Genomic DNA, 13,552 nt, shown 5'->3' with positions numbered 1-13,552 from the left:
GTACATTCAAAATATCCCTAAATCATTACCTATTAACTAGTAAAAGTAATCTAATATAAATAATTTTTTAGCAATTTAGGAATAGAAACCGTACCGTATTAAAATGTTATTTCCGTTCCTATAATGAATTATCCTTCTAGCATATTTATAAGATTTATATCATATATTAGGAGAAAGAATGTAAGTTAGAAAGGAGTCTTATAGAATGAGTTATTCGGAAGGAAATGACTTGAGTGAACAACATATGGTAAGTGTACCCAATCCCTACGTATATCAGACATTACAATCAGTAATTGGTAAACATGTGGTTATTGAAACTGTAAGAGGTAATGTAAGAGGAAAGTTAAAAGATGTGAAACCAGATCATTTGCTCATTGAAGATACGGTGCCATATATCGTACGCATTCAACAAATTGTATGGATTATGCCAAAATAATAATCAAATTACATCTAATTTAATTTATAACAGATTGGCGTCATAAACGACCCAATAAAAACACAGGGTTTTATCTCTGTGTTTCTTCAAGTTTTCGTTTTTGAATATATGCTTGAGCATGAATAATTTCTTTTTGAAGTTCTTTTAATTCTTCCGTAGATCCTGTTTCAATCCTCATGTAAGTAGTAACTAGACTAATCATCATATCCATCTTCTCTACTATATTTTGAATGACCTGTTCAGATTGCTCTTTTTTAGGGTGTTGTATTGCTATTAATACATTTTCTATATAATTGTTCTTTCTTTGCTGGATATCATTAATAAACTGTTTTGTGTTTGAGTTCATTTGTTTTTCCTCCGTTTTGCATATACTTCTATTCTATCATATTTGAATAGAAAATATTGGATCCCCCTAAATTCACATCTGTCTCGTACATCTCCTCAAATATACAAACTAATTCCTTAACGTACAGAGAACTAATTGAAATGTGTCATTTTTATGTCTAAACGTACAATTTTCTTTTTTTGATATGGTGACCACAAATAAGGGGTTCAGCCGAGATGCGTGTAAAATTGGGTCATAGCATGGAATTTATTTCCGCACTATGACCTTCTTTTTTTTTAATACGCATATGTGCATTGGCTTTTTGTATCATTTGCATAAAGTTTGGTAATTTAAAAAAAGATTGATAATTTGTATGAAAGTTGGATAAAAACTGTTTCTTATTTTTGAAGAGATCTCTAAGGATTTAAGTTACTTTTCAAAGCTACAAACAGCTACTATTGGACCCGCTTTTTTCCTCGCTACCGATAATCAGTTGTTATGTAAACCTAGAGTGCATGGAAATGTATAATCAAAGGCCATCATCCAGAAGGATTTAGAATTACAATCTAATTCAAAACAAAAAGAACTTGTAGTATTTCTACAAGTTCTTTTTTACTAACAAGTATGTATAAATACTTGTTGCTATGATCTTTATTTTTTATTATTGATTTACTTTCAAGTAGTTTGTAAGTACTCTATGATAGTCTTCTTTTCCCCAAGCGCCATTTAAACGTACATCATATAAACCTTTTAGTCCTTTTGTTGGGAAACTAACAGTAAAATTCCCATTTTTCATATTTTCATAATCTACATCTTTACGGCCTACAACTTTACCATCCTTAGCTATTAATTCGATAGAAACAGCTCCTCCAGAAGTCCATCCAGATACAACGATAGGAGTATTATTAGAATACACATCTGCATTAGTGCTTAACTTCAACTTAGCATCACCTTTTGATCCCATTGCAAAGGCATCTGAAGTACTGAAAAGCAATCCGCTAGTTAAGATAAGTGCTGTTAAAAGTAGTTGTCCAAATTTTTTCATTTTATCCACCCTTTCTTTACCTGATTTACATAATAATGTTATCCAATATATTCAATAATATACCATAATACCCAACAAATTACCAAGACCTTTTTATTATATTTTCTAAATATAATTATAAATTAAAAAATTGTATTTGTAATTAAGTATCTTTATTGGATAATTATGTTCGCGAATGATATGAATAATTTTTTTATCTATTTTCCAAAGTAAACTTTTGCCCATTAGTTTACATTAAGTTCTTCACAAACATTGAATTCAAGCTGAATCCTCTAATATCCTCAAAATACGTAACGAAAGTATACATTCAAAACACTATACATAAATAGGTGTAGAACCCAATGAACAAAAAACAAATCTAATTGATACTCACCCCATCCTAACATCCTAAGTGGAAAATTGGAGAAATAAATGAAGTCAAGTTTCTCGAAATGGTAGAACTGAAGAGGAATACACTTTATAAGGTAATAAAAGAATATGAAAGTACATTAAAAAGAATCAGTCGTAATCTGATTCTTTTTTTAGTGGAATTCTATATTAGCTCCGTATTAGCTGTTCACTTCACATATCTCTCAAATATAAAAATAATACTGATTCCTAAACGTATAATTTTCTATTCTGGAAATGGTAATTTCTAATAGTATCTATATGAGGTACGTAAAGTCCAAGAGAACACTCTAGGAATTAAACCGACAAATATATTTCTCAATTCTAGATTAGGAGTTAGTAAATTATACTTAATGGGTATTAAAATAACGAAATTAAGAGGTGATGAGTTACTTATTGCTCTTGCATTGTATTTTACTATATAAAGTTTGAAGTTCGAAATATTAATTGTATTGCTACGTATAGCAGGCGTATTACCAATAATGCGAATTAATTTTATATAATTGAGAGGGTGTATTGTAATGGTAAAACGAGATATTTCTCCAAGAGATCTTGGAGGTAAAGAAGATTCCCCATTTTTACTTTCTAAAGAGGAATGGATTACGATTCAAAAATATACAGGAGATGGAGCATATGTACCTGTGAATGAAGCCGAAATGCGTAAAGCTTTAGCACTTTCAGCCTCAGACGAGATGCCAGATTTTAATGAATTATATTCTGTTTATACAAATGTTAAAAATCACTGTCAAAACTGGACAGATAACACATATAGAGAAGTTCTTGGAGTTGCTAATGAAATTGTAAATTATGCAAGAAGAGCAAAAGTTTACTACAAACCATTAATCGATTATTTACCAGCTATTATAGATGGCGATACTGAGGCTTTAGAAATGTTTAAGAGAATTTGTGAGAGGCTAGCAAGGGAAGCAGCCGAATTTCGTGATCATGCCGGTGCATTGGCAACGATGATTGGAGCATTTGCAACTGATACGGCAAACGATTATCAGAGTTTAATAGTAGTTAAGGATAAATATGATAAAAAATATGGTGAACATAGTGAAGAAGTAAAACAACTTAGAGCTTCGGTAGAGCGATTACGGGAAGACTTAGAGGAGTATATGGATGAGTATGAGGACTATCAATCTCAATCATGGTTATCTCTGTTACTTGGTCCGATTTTTGGATTTGTATTAAAAGGGATTCTCGATAGTACAAAAGGTAAAGCATTAAAAGCTCGAATTGATGCTACAAAACAACAAATTGAAGAATCTGATAAAATAATTCAAAGAAATGTTTATCTGATGTCTTTACTTGATAAAACTGATACAGGTACGGATAAAATCCAAGAACAAATGGCTGCTGCGTTACCTATCATACAGAAAATTCATGGCATTTGGAATTCTCTTCATAGTGATCTTGATGAACTATCTAAAATTGTTATGGAAGATATTCATGATGATCCAGAATTTGCTGATCTTGGGGTTGAATTGGCTATTATGCAGTGGGAAGCTGTTGGAAAACAAGCGGATGACTTCCGAGTTAATGCAGATGTTGGGTTTGTTGTTGAACAATACACAGCTTAAGTATGAAATATTCATGTCACTTATAATATAAACCGCCCTAATATAAAAATAACTGAATTAAAAACAGCTTGGGCTATAAATCTAGAGACAAAAGAAGAATAAGAAGGATAAATCCGCATTTATTCTATACATTCTTTCTTTTGTCTCTCATTTTTTAAATGGAGGAATTCATAATGGTTAGTAGTATTGATTATAAAGCTTTGTATGAGGAATTATTAACAAATCAACCAATTCCAGGAACGTCTTACTTAAATGCAACAAGAACAAAATACGAAATTCGAGATTTATTTGTGGACTTAGGTGAAGTATATAAGTCTATTGAGAACGGTGAATTAGCACCAAGAATGATTTCAATCTTTGCGGATGTTGTTCGAATTCCTGACAAATTTAGTTGTACTTTACAAGATATACAACTAGTTATTAGAGCAAGAAGAGTGGAAATACAATCAGAAGGGACCGCAGAGATTGTACTAGACTATAAGAATGGAGGCAAGTTAGCTCAGTTGACGATATATGGTATTGAACTTTCTGGAGTGTTACATGCAACTCCAATTTATAATCAAAGTTCTCCACCTCCTTATTCTATAGAGCTCAAAAATAAAGGCGTAAGATTGTCTGATAAGGATGGAATATTTACTGCAGAAGAAATTACACACGTAGTCCCAACACCACAACTTCCAAAGCTTTTTACTTCAGTTTTCCAAGTAGCATGTCTATTTTTTGAATCAAGGCCTGATATTGCAGCCAATCAGTTAAATTGGTTAAAGATATTTACTACCCAATATGACGGACTAACTTCATTGTGTGTACAAAGCACTTCATTGTTGGCTATTTTAACTGCTAATCGTGGTGATAATACGTTTGTGCCCCTTTTAGATAAAGAACTCTACAGAGATGAAATTAATGCTTTCTTGGGAGCTGCACAGCAATTTGAGGCACAATATCATCGTTACTTAGATAAAAATTTGTCAATTGAAGATCGCAAAAATGCAGCCTTGCTCATGCTAAAACATGAACAAGATACCCTATTATTTAAAGAAACATTAATTAATCAAGCAAAAAACAATTTAAAAAATTCTCGAGATGCCATTGAGACATCTTTACGCCAATTTGAAAAACAGCAACATGTCTTAACATTAGCTAAAATTGAGTTCGAGTATGGACTTAAGAAATATGAATATGAACAACAGATGAGATTAGCTTTTAAAATGGTAAGTACTGTACTAAATTTCGCACAATCTATGGGTTCCATAATTGCTTCAGGAGGAGCTTCTGCCCCTGGAGAAATAATAGGGATAATTAATGCTTTAAAGGAAATTATAGAAGCTGGTGGTGAGCTATCAGCATTAGCTCAAGCATTAAAAGAAAATATGGAGAAACTAAATGACCTCGTTGAATTAATTAACAAGGTATATGCATTAGCAGAAGATATATCAGAGGCATCAGGAGATATGCAATTCCCAGATGATTTATTTGAAAAAATTAAAGATACGGAATGGGATATTCCTCAAGAAGATTTAACTGGTAAAACAACTTGGGACATATTTAAGTTAAAGACAGCTGCAGCTTTAGACGATGCAATTAAGAAAGAAATTGAAGGTGCTAGGGCATATCTACTAGAGTTAGACATTTTAGCTGTTTATGGACAAACACTTGCTTCAATTCAAGTAGCTGTCATTCGTTGTGGTCAAGAACTATTCCGTCTGTTAATTGAAAAACATATCCATCAAGCTGACCTTGCAAGATTAGAAGAGTATATTAGAAATCTAGAGGGACAAGAATCTGAAAATGAAGAAATGGAACAAAAGTTGTATCAACGCTATATAGACATGAAGCAAATTCTATTTGTGGCATTAGCAAATTACAAACATGCTTATAAATATTGGGCTCTGCGAGATTCAGATGTAAACCCAAATATCTTAAAAGATGTAGCCGAGCTAAAAGTGGATGTAGCCACAATACAAACGGATTGTATGCAGGCTTTAAAACAATTTAATCCACCTCCTCAACTCTTTCAAAATAGAATAGTAGAAATTACAGATTCAAAAATTCTAGAGTTATTGAAGGAACAAAGAGAAGCTTCTTGGGAAATCAACTTAAACGATTCTCTTTTTGAAAATGAGTTTCGTGTTCGCCTTAAATTAATGCGAATTTGGTTAGATGGAATGGACGCTACTTCTAAAGTACAAATACGGATTACGAATTCAGGACACTATTATGATAATTATATGGAGAAAAAGTTTCAATTTAATTCGGAATCCTTTAATCGAGGATTTAGTTATCAAGGAGCTACCATTATTACTGATGGAATCATTGCGGACGAATTTGCTTACGATTACTTTATTCCAAACCCTTACACAACTTGGACAATTAAAGTACAGGATGGACCAGACCTTTCTAACGTGACAAAAATCAGAATGGAATTAGCAGGTTCTCTAGTTACTAATTATAAGAAAAAATCCCTAATTTAATTAAACATGTACAGATAAATTTTTAAAATATAATGATTCATTAATCAAAAAATGAATAGTGAGGGGTTTATATGAATTATGCTGCAGCCTTTTCAACACATGAATTGGGAGGGAAAAGTTCTCCATTTCTCCTCTCAGTAGAAGAATGGAGAGATTTTTCTAATTATATGAAAAAATGCATCTCACTACCAACTACTCAAAGCATTCTACAGGAGAGAATATCTAATATAAATAACGGACAATTAACGCAAAGTTGGTTTAACCTCATAGAAAGAAGTACTGCATATTCTACACTAGTATTAACAGGTACAGAAATGACTACTAGGGTAAAAGAAGCCTCTGGATTTTGGGGCACTGGAGGACGTGCAGCAATCATTGCTCTCGCTCAAAATATTGTAGCTTATGCAGATCTGATTTGTATTAAACACCGTGATGATCTTAATCAAGTTCTATTGGAAGCGCATAATGGAAATATGTCTCCAAGTACTAAAACTAAGTTTATAAATGTATGTAAAGATTTATCTGAACACGCCCTAAGATATCATTTACAGTCTCAAACGATGCTGGCATATCTATCTGATTTTTATACAGTAATTGGAGAGTGTAAAGATACGCATCAAAGTTGCCTAAATCTGATTTCACGCATAGCAATAAGAGATCATCTTGAATATGCCGTTGTACATAATACGGGAACTTTTTTATTAGGTGCAATTAGCAGCGTAATTCCTTCTGAAACAAAGATTTTACCTGTAATTCGAAAAATCCATCTAATATGGAGTGCTATCTCTTATGATTTAAAAGAATTAGGGGAGAACATGAGTGAGGATTTAGTTAGTCTTCCTGATATTATTGCTGCTCTAGAACTTGAATTAGCATTTGAAAATTGGAGTGCAATTCGTGAGGAAGCTGAAGATTTTCAAAAAAATGCAGAGAACTTTTCTTGAAGAAAAGCATTTATAAGTAGATATTTTAATAGAAGTTATGTTATAAAAAAGCTCAGAAACCTCTGTTTTTGAGCTTTTTTATATTTACTTGGCTTAGGTGAACGATTATCATATCGAACCGTATCATGTGTAGATTGAACTTGTTCTTTTAACCACTCAAAAAAGAGTTCCTTATCTTTCGCAGTAAGTTCTCGATTACGTATTTCTTTTCGATGAGCTGTTTAGCTCCGCTCCTTGCCACCCCAACCGTATGTATCAAAAAAATCAGTACCAGCAATATCAATTTGATTAGCTACATATTGTACAACAACTGTGGGTACATCATGTTTGTCATTAGGAAATCGAGCTTCTTGTTGAAAGTATTTAAGTAGAATTGCAAAACCCAGACGGTTAGCATTAGTTCGTTTATTCATGATTAAGTTAATTTCATTTGGGAATAAGGAAAATTGTTCTTCTAGTTCAATTTGGCTCCAGTTTCTTTTCAATGCTTGAACCCCTTTTCTCTATATTGTTTTTAAAGAGTATAAACTCCAATAAAGGAAATGGACAATTAACGCTTAAAAACACAGAAAATCCATTATTAGGAAATGTTACTGCGGACTAGAGTAGCAACCCTGTCACTAGGCCCATATGGAGTGATTCAATTACTTGTGAAAAATACGTAAGTCCTTTGGTTTCCCCAAGAACGTTTCCTTTACTAACAGAAGATAGAACATTACCTTGTGATCAAATGTTGTCCATTGATTCAATTAGAAAAGATTTTCCTTATTTTCAAATACATAATACCAATGATGATTTATGGAAAAAAGGAATCAATTGTATGCCTCATAAGGAATTCAACTCAATTGCAAATAACTTTCTCCTATGGTGTAAAGCCATGAGAAGGAAAAAGATTTTTATCGTTTCTCATGATGGAACAATTACAGCATATCGTGAAATCTTAACGAAGCAAAAACTTACAAGAGAAGATTTCCTTGGTGAAACAGGTTGGATTAGAATAAATGTCATTGATTAATTAACTACGGATAACATTGATTGTGTGAATGAAAAGTCCCTTCAGATCTTCTGAAGGGACTTTTCTAGGTTGCTAGATACATTGACTACTGATAAGTGAAGTTATGTAAACATGACATGTATATAATATACAAGGGGAATTTGCAGATAAATATAAGTAAGGGTATACAAAATATGTCTTACCATCCTACCGTGGTATGAATTTCTCTTTAGAAAGATACTACTATTGTTGGATGTTATGATGACTTTACTTGAATAAACTATAGATATCAAACTAACATAGGAGGAGAAAAGAATATGTCTAACAAGTCTAAAGTTCACGGTTTAAAAGAGAATCAGCAGGAAGAAATTGACGCCATTCAACAAACGATCACTGAGATTGAGGTTGCATTTAATCAACATGATGCGGATGAATTAGATCGTCACTTCACTTCAGACGCTACATGGGTAAATGTACTTGGTGAACTGCTATCAGGTTGGAAGCAAATCAATGAAGTGCACAAGATTATCTTGGCAGGACCACTTCGCAACTCATATGCTTCCTATACAGTTGAAAGCATTAACTTTGTGCGTTCGGATGTAGCAATTACACATATTAGGCAATACCCGACAACCTCTGAAGGGACAATAATAGAAAACGGGCAAGGCAGTCTTGCTATTTATGTGATGGTCAAAGAACTCGGAACTTGGCAGGTCGCTGCTGGACAGAATACATTTGTCCATAATTAAATACAAAATATATCTAGAGCGTTATCTTTTTCTTCTTTGTTGATTCCAATGTAATTTTTTGTTCATGGATTTTTGACCTCTTTATTTATAGTGTTTTAAATGTATAATTTTCTTGTTGATTTTGAGGATATCAAGGATTTCGGGGAGAAGTAAATATTTAAAAGGAACTGAAAGTAAACTAATATTCAAAAGTTTACTTTCATGTTTTAAGTCTAAGGAAAGGGAAATTAGAAGGGCTAGCTCCTCGGCTTGCTTCACCCAGCCATCACCTCGCATCTAAAAACAAGGAATTATAAAATATTAATTGAATATATTTTTTGATACCGACTAAAATTTAGGAATGGAAAGAGGGCAATCTGATGCATTACATAACTGCATGCTTGAAAATTATTAGTGATAAAGACCTTAATGAAATAATAGAGGAGTTCAAAAAACTTGAAAAAGAAACTATTAAAGAAGAAGGATGTATTCAATTTCATGTGTACCCTCTTGAACCCTCAGAACGAAAATTAATGCTGTGGGAGATTTGGGAAAATGAAGAAGCTCTTAATGTTCATTTCACCAAACCACACACTCAAAATACTCTAAAACAAGAATTAGCAGAAATAGAATGGGTAATTAGAAGTAATGTGAATTAACAAGATTGGTTGTTCTTGTAGTTTTGATAAAATATAAAAATGATGATTTTTTTTATGTTTAGGTGCTTTGGTATATGTAGAAAAATATAAAGTGGTTAGAAGGGTGTTTGCTATTTTCATACATTTGTAAAACTCGTTTTCACTAAATGAACATTAAACATGTTTTAAAAGTTGTACCTTTCGAAACGCTTCACAGACGTATAAAGGATTCTTTCATCTTTAGAAGTGTGAAAATAAAAACTATTCGAAAAAGTTATACTTTATCAATGCAAGTTTTTTTCCTCTTATATTAAAATGAAAATACCCTTTCAAAGTATCGTAACTCCTTTCGTAAATCATGGAAGGAGTTTTTTTATTCATAAAGGTATAATATAAAGAAAATATTTAAAATAAACCCACATATTTTCACATGACATGAAAATACTAATACTTGTTTTAGTACTTTAATTCCAAAGTATTAAAACAGGATTACTAACTGCGATACTAGGAGGACGTTACTATGAATATTCGTGAAGGATTAATTCCGACTACATTAGGTACAGCAGTTACAGCTGCGGGTTATGCTTTGAAGCAAACTCGTGGATCTAATAAGATGATTGCAAATACAGTATTTGGATTTGGCTTAGCTCACGTTGTTTTAGGTGTAATTGATCTTTTAGAACATCGTCGTTAGAAGAAAAGGCAAGCACATTTTGATGCTTACCTTTTTAATATCGTCAGTATGTATTATTTTTGTTAATAGATTTCTCGAGCTCTTTATTTATAGTGTTTTGAAAGTAAACTTTTGTTGTTAATCTTGCTGAAAATAGCTAAAGTCCGATAAGGTTAATGAAAGAAACGTACTTAAGATATCGCATGCAGAAGGATATATAGTGAGTATTAGTTATGGTCATTGGGAAAGTTCTTTTTAATTAATATAAGTTATATATGGAATAAAGAAACATAAATTTCATAATATTCTACTTTATCTTTTGACACAGATTTATCAAAAATAGTTTCAAAGGAAGGGAGTTACTTTGAAAATGAAAATAGCAAAACCAAAATCTAAAAGTGTATGGAAAAAAAGGATGCTTATATCCCTTATAGTAGTTTTCGGATTGGCTCTTGTGGGAGTCAGTTATTGGAATCTTTCACCAGATCCAAAGGCATTTTTGATTAAAAAAGCTTTTGACGGAGGAACATTTGTTCAATCGGATAACTATGACAATGCCTTAAAAGAAACAAGAATCGTTAGAGATATCAATTATAAATCTAAATTTCCAGATGGAACATTGGACATCGTTTATCCGAAAAATCATACAGAAAAAACTCCTGTTATTTTTTGGGTACATGGAGGTGGATTTGTGGGGGGAGATAAATCAGATATTACTGGATATGCGGTAGAATTAGCTGCTCGTGGTTATACAGTGGTGAATATAAACTACGCTCTTGCTCCTAAAAGAGAATATCCTACGCCAGTACTCCAACTAGGTGAAGCTTATGAATACATAAAAGAAAATGTAAAGAAATATGACTTAAAACTAGATCGTGTTTATTTTGCAGGAGATTCTGCTGGAGCACAAATATCTGGTCAATTCGTTAATATTCAGACATCTGAAGAGTATGCAAAATTAACAAAGATTGACGCTATTGTTGATCCTTCTACAATAAAGGGCATACTGCTATTTTGCGGTCCATATAATATGTCTGAATTAGCTAAGATAGAATCAACTAAAGAAATACAAGATTTTATGCGTACCACTGGTTGGGCTTATTTGGGCAAAAAAAATTGGGAAGGATCATCAGAAGTAAAAATAGCTTCGATTTTAAATCATGTTACAAATAATTATCCACCAGCATTTATCACAGATGGGAACACTGGATCATTCGAAGAGCAAGGTAAAACATTGGCTTCTGCTTTACAAAGTAAAGGAGTGCCTGTAGATAGTCTTTTCTTTGATAAAAATATTTCTGGTGAGTTAGCACATGAATTTCAATTTAAAATGAATACCCAAGCAGGTTTAGAAACCTTTAACAAAGTTCTGGAATTTTTAAGTGAAAATAAATGATACGTTTAGGGATACCGTCACATCGCTATCAACCTAAGAAAAGCAAATACCCCAAAACGATAAATAAGCTTTTTCGTTACAAGAAAGCCTAAAAATTTCGTTCTGGGGGTGTAATAAAACTTTAGCTTGATGGGCATGGGGTAGCACCACATCGCTATCAAGTTAAGGGGGACAAGAGGGTATATGTGAATATGTTTTTTGAAATTTGTGCGACTACATTAAAGATGTGCATAACAAATAAACCTATTAAATAGGTGTTTTAAAAAAATTATGCAACTTGGAAACTTTGTGACAACGTACAATCATACACAACGCCTAAGATATCAAAGACTGTTTTCTTTTCGTAACGGTGAGATTTTCGTCCGTTTTTTTCTAACAGGTAAAACAGACGCAATAAAACTTTTAATAATTCATGGATGCCCTTCTGTAGTCCCTCATAAAACAATAGATAATAATTCTTTATCATATAGATGGATTTGTATTCACTTAACTCTTTCTTTTTCTTATCCAAGAGTAGCTGACGCATTTTGAACATCGTCGATGAACAGAGTAAAATACTAATGAGTTGCCCATATAAATGGTATTGTAAGCGTTCTTTCTTGATTTCTTTGCACTTGTCGATTTGAAAGAAAGATTTCCATGTTTTGAACAAAATTTCAATTTGCCAGCGTAATGAATACAAGTCATGGATATGTTCTGTTGGAACATTTTCTGCAGGAAGATTTGTAATATATACATTGATCCCACTCAACCGCTTACTTCGTTCTTTGTAGGTAATACCTTTCTTCTTTTCTTTTTTGGCTTGTTCCTTTAACCTTTTCTCTGTTTGTTCCTTTGTTAATCGATGAATAATAACACGAGCTGGTAATTTTTGATACTGTCCAATGTATGCCTTTGAAATTTCCATTGTTTGACCAGGGGATAATTGATTCATGAGTTCTTCCATATCTAACTGAATATAAAGTGTTCCTTTCTTCACGGTCCCATTTCGAAAATACTCTGGCTTATCATTCTTACAATAGATTCGGGAATTTAATTTCAAACGTGAGATATAGTAAGCTCCTTTATCATGGATCTTCTGTAAGTCGAAATAGCCTAAATCTCTTATATACAAGTCTTTTGGTCGAATGGTTTGTAGGCTTGTTGAACCAAAGGTTTTATCATTTTCTCTTCCTTCTCCTACATAAACGTGCAAGAATTTCCCACTCAATAGGTCATACTCCAATTGAACTTTGACTCCTGCCGTATGGCTACTTCCACCTGAACCTTGATAATGTGAAGAAAATTTATCTGGAAGCTGAAATGTTGTAGAATCTAGAATCCGAATACTCTTAAAAATCGTGGTATATTGATGAATTATTTCTTTTGTTAAATGAATTCTTTGAGTTAGAAGGTTAGCTAGAACTTGTTCAAGAAATTGTACTGCGGAAGCATTAAATCGTTGGTTAAGTCCTTCAGGACTAATAAGAACACCTGTAGATACTTCAAGACAGCTACATAATTGTGTGAGGGATGTACTTGCGACCTGTTGACTAAGCCATACACATAAAGCAACTAACTTCTGTGCTTGATATTTACTCTTTCGCTGAACGAATCCTTTTTCTTTAGCTAGGTGTTCTAGTGCATGAGGAGACATATGTCGTTGTAATTCTTCAGCAATCGGTTGAAGTTCGTCAAGAATCGGAAGATTCATAAAGAAACGCCATCCTTTCCTAGGATTTTACAGAAAGACTAACACTTTTTCATTTTATCGATATAGTTTTTTGAGATTGATAGCGTAGGGTGCTAATAATCTATTTACCTTACATAAATGTAATATAAATGTAAGGTAAATGAATATGTGAAATTCCATCAAACAATTATTCTATATAAGGAGCAAATACGAATTAAAGAAATGGTATAGGTATAGATGATTTGCAGCAATTATCTTAA

12 protein-coding genes and 2 pseudogenes are annotated in these 13,552 nt (G+C 32.6%); 10 read left to right on the top strand and 4 right to left on the bottom strand.

Going from position 1 to position 13,552, the window contains the following annotated elements; translation table 11 throughout:
- Positions 1–205: 205 nt before the first annotated feature.
- Positions 206–436, top strand: coding sequence for a YuzF family protein (locus ILT06_RS20325; RefSeq protein ID WP_222655428.1), 231 nt, complete (start codon positions 206–208; stop codon positions 434–436).
- 70 nt (positions 437–506) lie between these two features.
- Here the strand turns inward: ILT06_RS20325 and ILT06_RS20320 are convergent, their stop codons facing one another.
- Entirely contained in the window at positions 507–782 is a 276-nt protein-coding gene (locus ILT06_RS20320) for a hypothetical protein (protein ID WP_098015913.1), read from the bottom strand.
- Between the two features lie 640 nt (positions 783–1,422).
- The gene (locus tag ILT06_RS20315) at positions 1,423–1,806 is read right to left on the bottom strand and encodes a hypothetical protein (protein ID WP_098015912.1); all 384 of its coding nucleotides are present in this window, start codon (positions 1,804–1,806) and stop codon (positions 1,423–1,425) included.
- Positions 1,807–2,189: 383 nt separating this feature from the next.
- Between ILT06_RS20315 and ILT06_RS33135 the strand changes: the two are divergent.
- From ILT06_RS33135 to ILT06_RS20300, 4 genes and pseudogenes are all read left to right on the top strand, one after another.
- A pseudogene (locus tag ILT06_RS33135) lies at positions 2,190–2,288 on the top strand (recombinase family protein); the annotation flags it as partial.
- 426 nt (positions 2,289–2,714) lie between these two features.
- Positions 2,715–3,776 carry an alpha-xenorhabdolysin family binary toxin subunit A gene (locus ILT06_RS20310; protein WP_098101954.1) on the top strand — a complete coding sequence of 354 codons (1,062 nt, stop codon included), beginning with the start codon at positions 2,715–2,717 and terminating at the stop codon, positions 3,774–3,776.
- Between the two features lie 173 nt (positions 3,777–3,949).
- Positions 3,950–6,247 carry a hypothetical protein gene (locus tag ILT06_RS20305; RefSeq protein ID WP_222655427.1) on the top strand — a complete coding sequence of 766 codons (2,298 nt, stop codon included), beginning with the start codon at positions 3,950–3,952 and terminating at the stop codon, positions 6,245–6,247.
- A gap of 71 nt (positions 6,248–6,318) precedes the next feature.
- Positions 6,319–7,191 carry a hypothetical protein gene (locus tag ILT06_RS20300; RefSeq protein WP_098015909.1) on the top strand — a complete coding sequence of 291 codons (873 nt, stop codon included), beginning with the start codon at positions 6,319–6,321 and terminating at the stop codon, positions 7,189–7,191.
- 119 nt (positions 7,192–7,310) lie between these two features.
- On the opposite strand, the pseudogene ILT06_RS20295 reads toward ILT06_RS20300, so the two are convergent.
- A pseudogene (locus ILT06_RS20295) lies at positions 7,311–7,676 on the bottom strand (DUF4158 domain-containing protein); the annotation flags it as partial.
- 392 nt (positions 7,677–8,068) lie between these two features.
- Here ILT06_RS20295 and ILT06_RS20290 point away from each other — a divergent pair.
- The 5 genes from ILT06_RS20290 to ILT06_RS20270 all read left to right on the top strand — a co-directional run bounded on the left by ILT06_RS20290 (position 8,069) and on the right by ILT06_RS20270 (position 11,620).
- Entirely contained in the window at positions 8,069–8,206 is a 138-nt protein-coding gene (locus tag ILT06_RS20290) for a hypothetical protein (protein WP_170960703.1), read from the top strand.
- A gap of 296 nt (positions 8,207–8,502) precedes the next feature.
- Positions 8,503–8,934, top strand: a complete 432-nt coding sequence (locus ILT06_RS20285; protein WP_222655426.1) for an SgcJ/EcaC family oxidoreductase — start codon at positions 8,503–8,505, stop codon at positions 8,932–8,934.
- A gap of 359 nt (positions 8,935–9,293) precedes the next feature.
- Positions 9,294–9,572 carry a putative quinol monooxygenase gene (locus ILT06_RS20280; RefSeq protein WP_002169788.1) on the top strand — a complete coding sequence of 93 codons (279 nt, stop codon included), beginning with the start codon at positions 9,294–9,296 and terminating at the stop codon, positions 9,570–9,572.
- Between the two features lie 499 nt (positions 9,573–10,071).
- Complete coding sequence (locus tag ILT06_RS20275; protein WP_098103517.1) at positions 10,072–10,245, top strand: asparagine synthase; 174 nt, start codon at positions 10,072–10,074, stop codon at positions 10,243–10,245.
- 349 nt (positions 10,246–10,594) lie between these two features.
- Positions 10,595–11,620: an alpha/beta hydrolase gene (locus ILT06_RS20270; RefSeq protein ID WP_222655425.1), complete on the top strand. Its 1,026-nt coding sequence runs from the start codon at positions 10,595–10,597 to the stop codon at positions 11,618–11,620.
- A gap of 268 nt (positions 11,621–11,888) precedes the next feature.
- Here the strand turns inward: ILT06_RS20270 and ILT06_RS20265 are convergent, their stop codons facing one another.
- Positions 11,889–13,313 carry an IS4 family transposase gene (locus tag ILT06_RS20265; RefSeq protein WP_222655424.1) on the bottom strand — a complete coding sequence of 475 codons (1,425 nt, stop codon included), beginning with the start codon at positions 13,311–13,313 and terminating at the stop codon, positions 11,889–11,891.
- Positions 13,314–13,552: the final 239 nt, after the last annotated feature.

Source organism: Bacillus sp. 17RED48 (genome assembly GCF_019837545.1).
In the GTDB taxonomy this organism is placed as follows: domain Bacteria; phylum Bacillota; class Bacilli; order Bacillales; family Bacillaceae_G; genus Bacillus_A; species Bacillus_A wiedmannii.
This window is presented reverse-complemented; position numbering and strand designations above follow the sequence as displayed.

Coding starts and splice junctions, on each gene's coding strand:
- ILT06_RS20305 (WP_222655427.1), top strand. CDS start 3,950: ATGGTTAGTAGTATTGATTATAAAGCTTTGTATGAGGAATTATTAACA.
- ILT06_RS20290 (WP_170960703.1), top strand. CDS start 8,069: ATGAGAAGGAAAAAGATTTTTATCGTTTCTCATGATGGAACAATTACA.
- ILT06_RS20300 (WP_098015909.1), top strand. CDS start 6,319: ATGAATTATGCTGCAGCCTTTTCAACACATGAATTGGGAGGGAAAAGT.
- ILT06_RS20280 (WP_002169788.1), top strand. CDS start 9,294: ATGCATTACATAACTGCATGCTTGAAAATTATTAGTGATAAAGACCTT.
- ILT06_RS20310 (WP_098101954.1), top strand. CDS start 2,715: ATGGTAAAACGAGATATTTCTCCAAGAGATCTTGGAGGTAAAGAAGAT.
- ILT06_RS20325 (WP_222655428.1), top strand. CDS start 206: ATGAGTTATTCGGAAGGAAATGACTTGAGTGAACAACATATGGTAAGT.
- ILT06_RS20265 (WP_222655424.1), bottom strand. CDS start 13,313: ATGAATCTTCCGATTCTTGACGAACTTCAACCGATTGCTGAAGAATTA.
- ILT06_RS20320 (WP_098015913.1), bottom strand. CDS start 782: ATGAACTCAAACACAAAACAGTTTATTAATGATATCCAGCAAAGAAAG.
- ILT06_RS20270 (WP_222655425.1), top strand. CDS start 10,595: ATGAAAATAGCAAAACCAAAATCTAAAAGTGTATGGAAAAAAAGGATG.
- ILT06_RS20275 (WP_098103517.1), top strand. CDS start 10,072: ATGAATATTCGTGAAGGATTAATTCCGACTACATTAGGTACAGCAGTT.
- ILT06_RS20285 (WP_222655426.1), top strand. CDS start 8,503: ATGTCTAACAAGTCTAAAGTTCACGGTTTAAAAGAGAATCAGCAGGAA.
- ILT06_RS20315 (WP_098015912.1), bottom strand. CDS start 1,806: ATGAAAAAATTTGGACAACTACTTTTAACAGCACTTATCTTAACTAGC.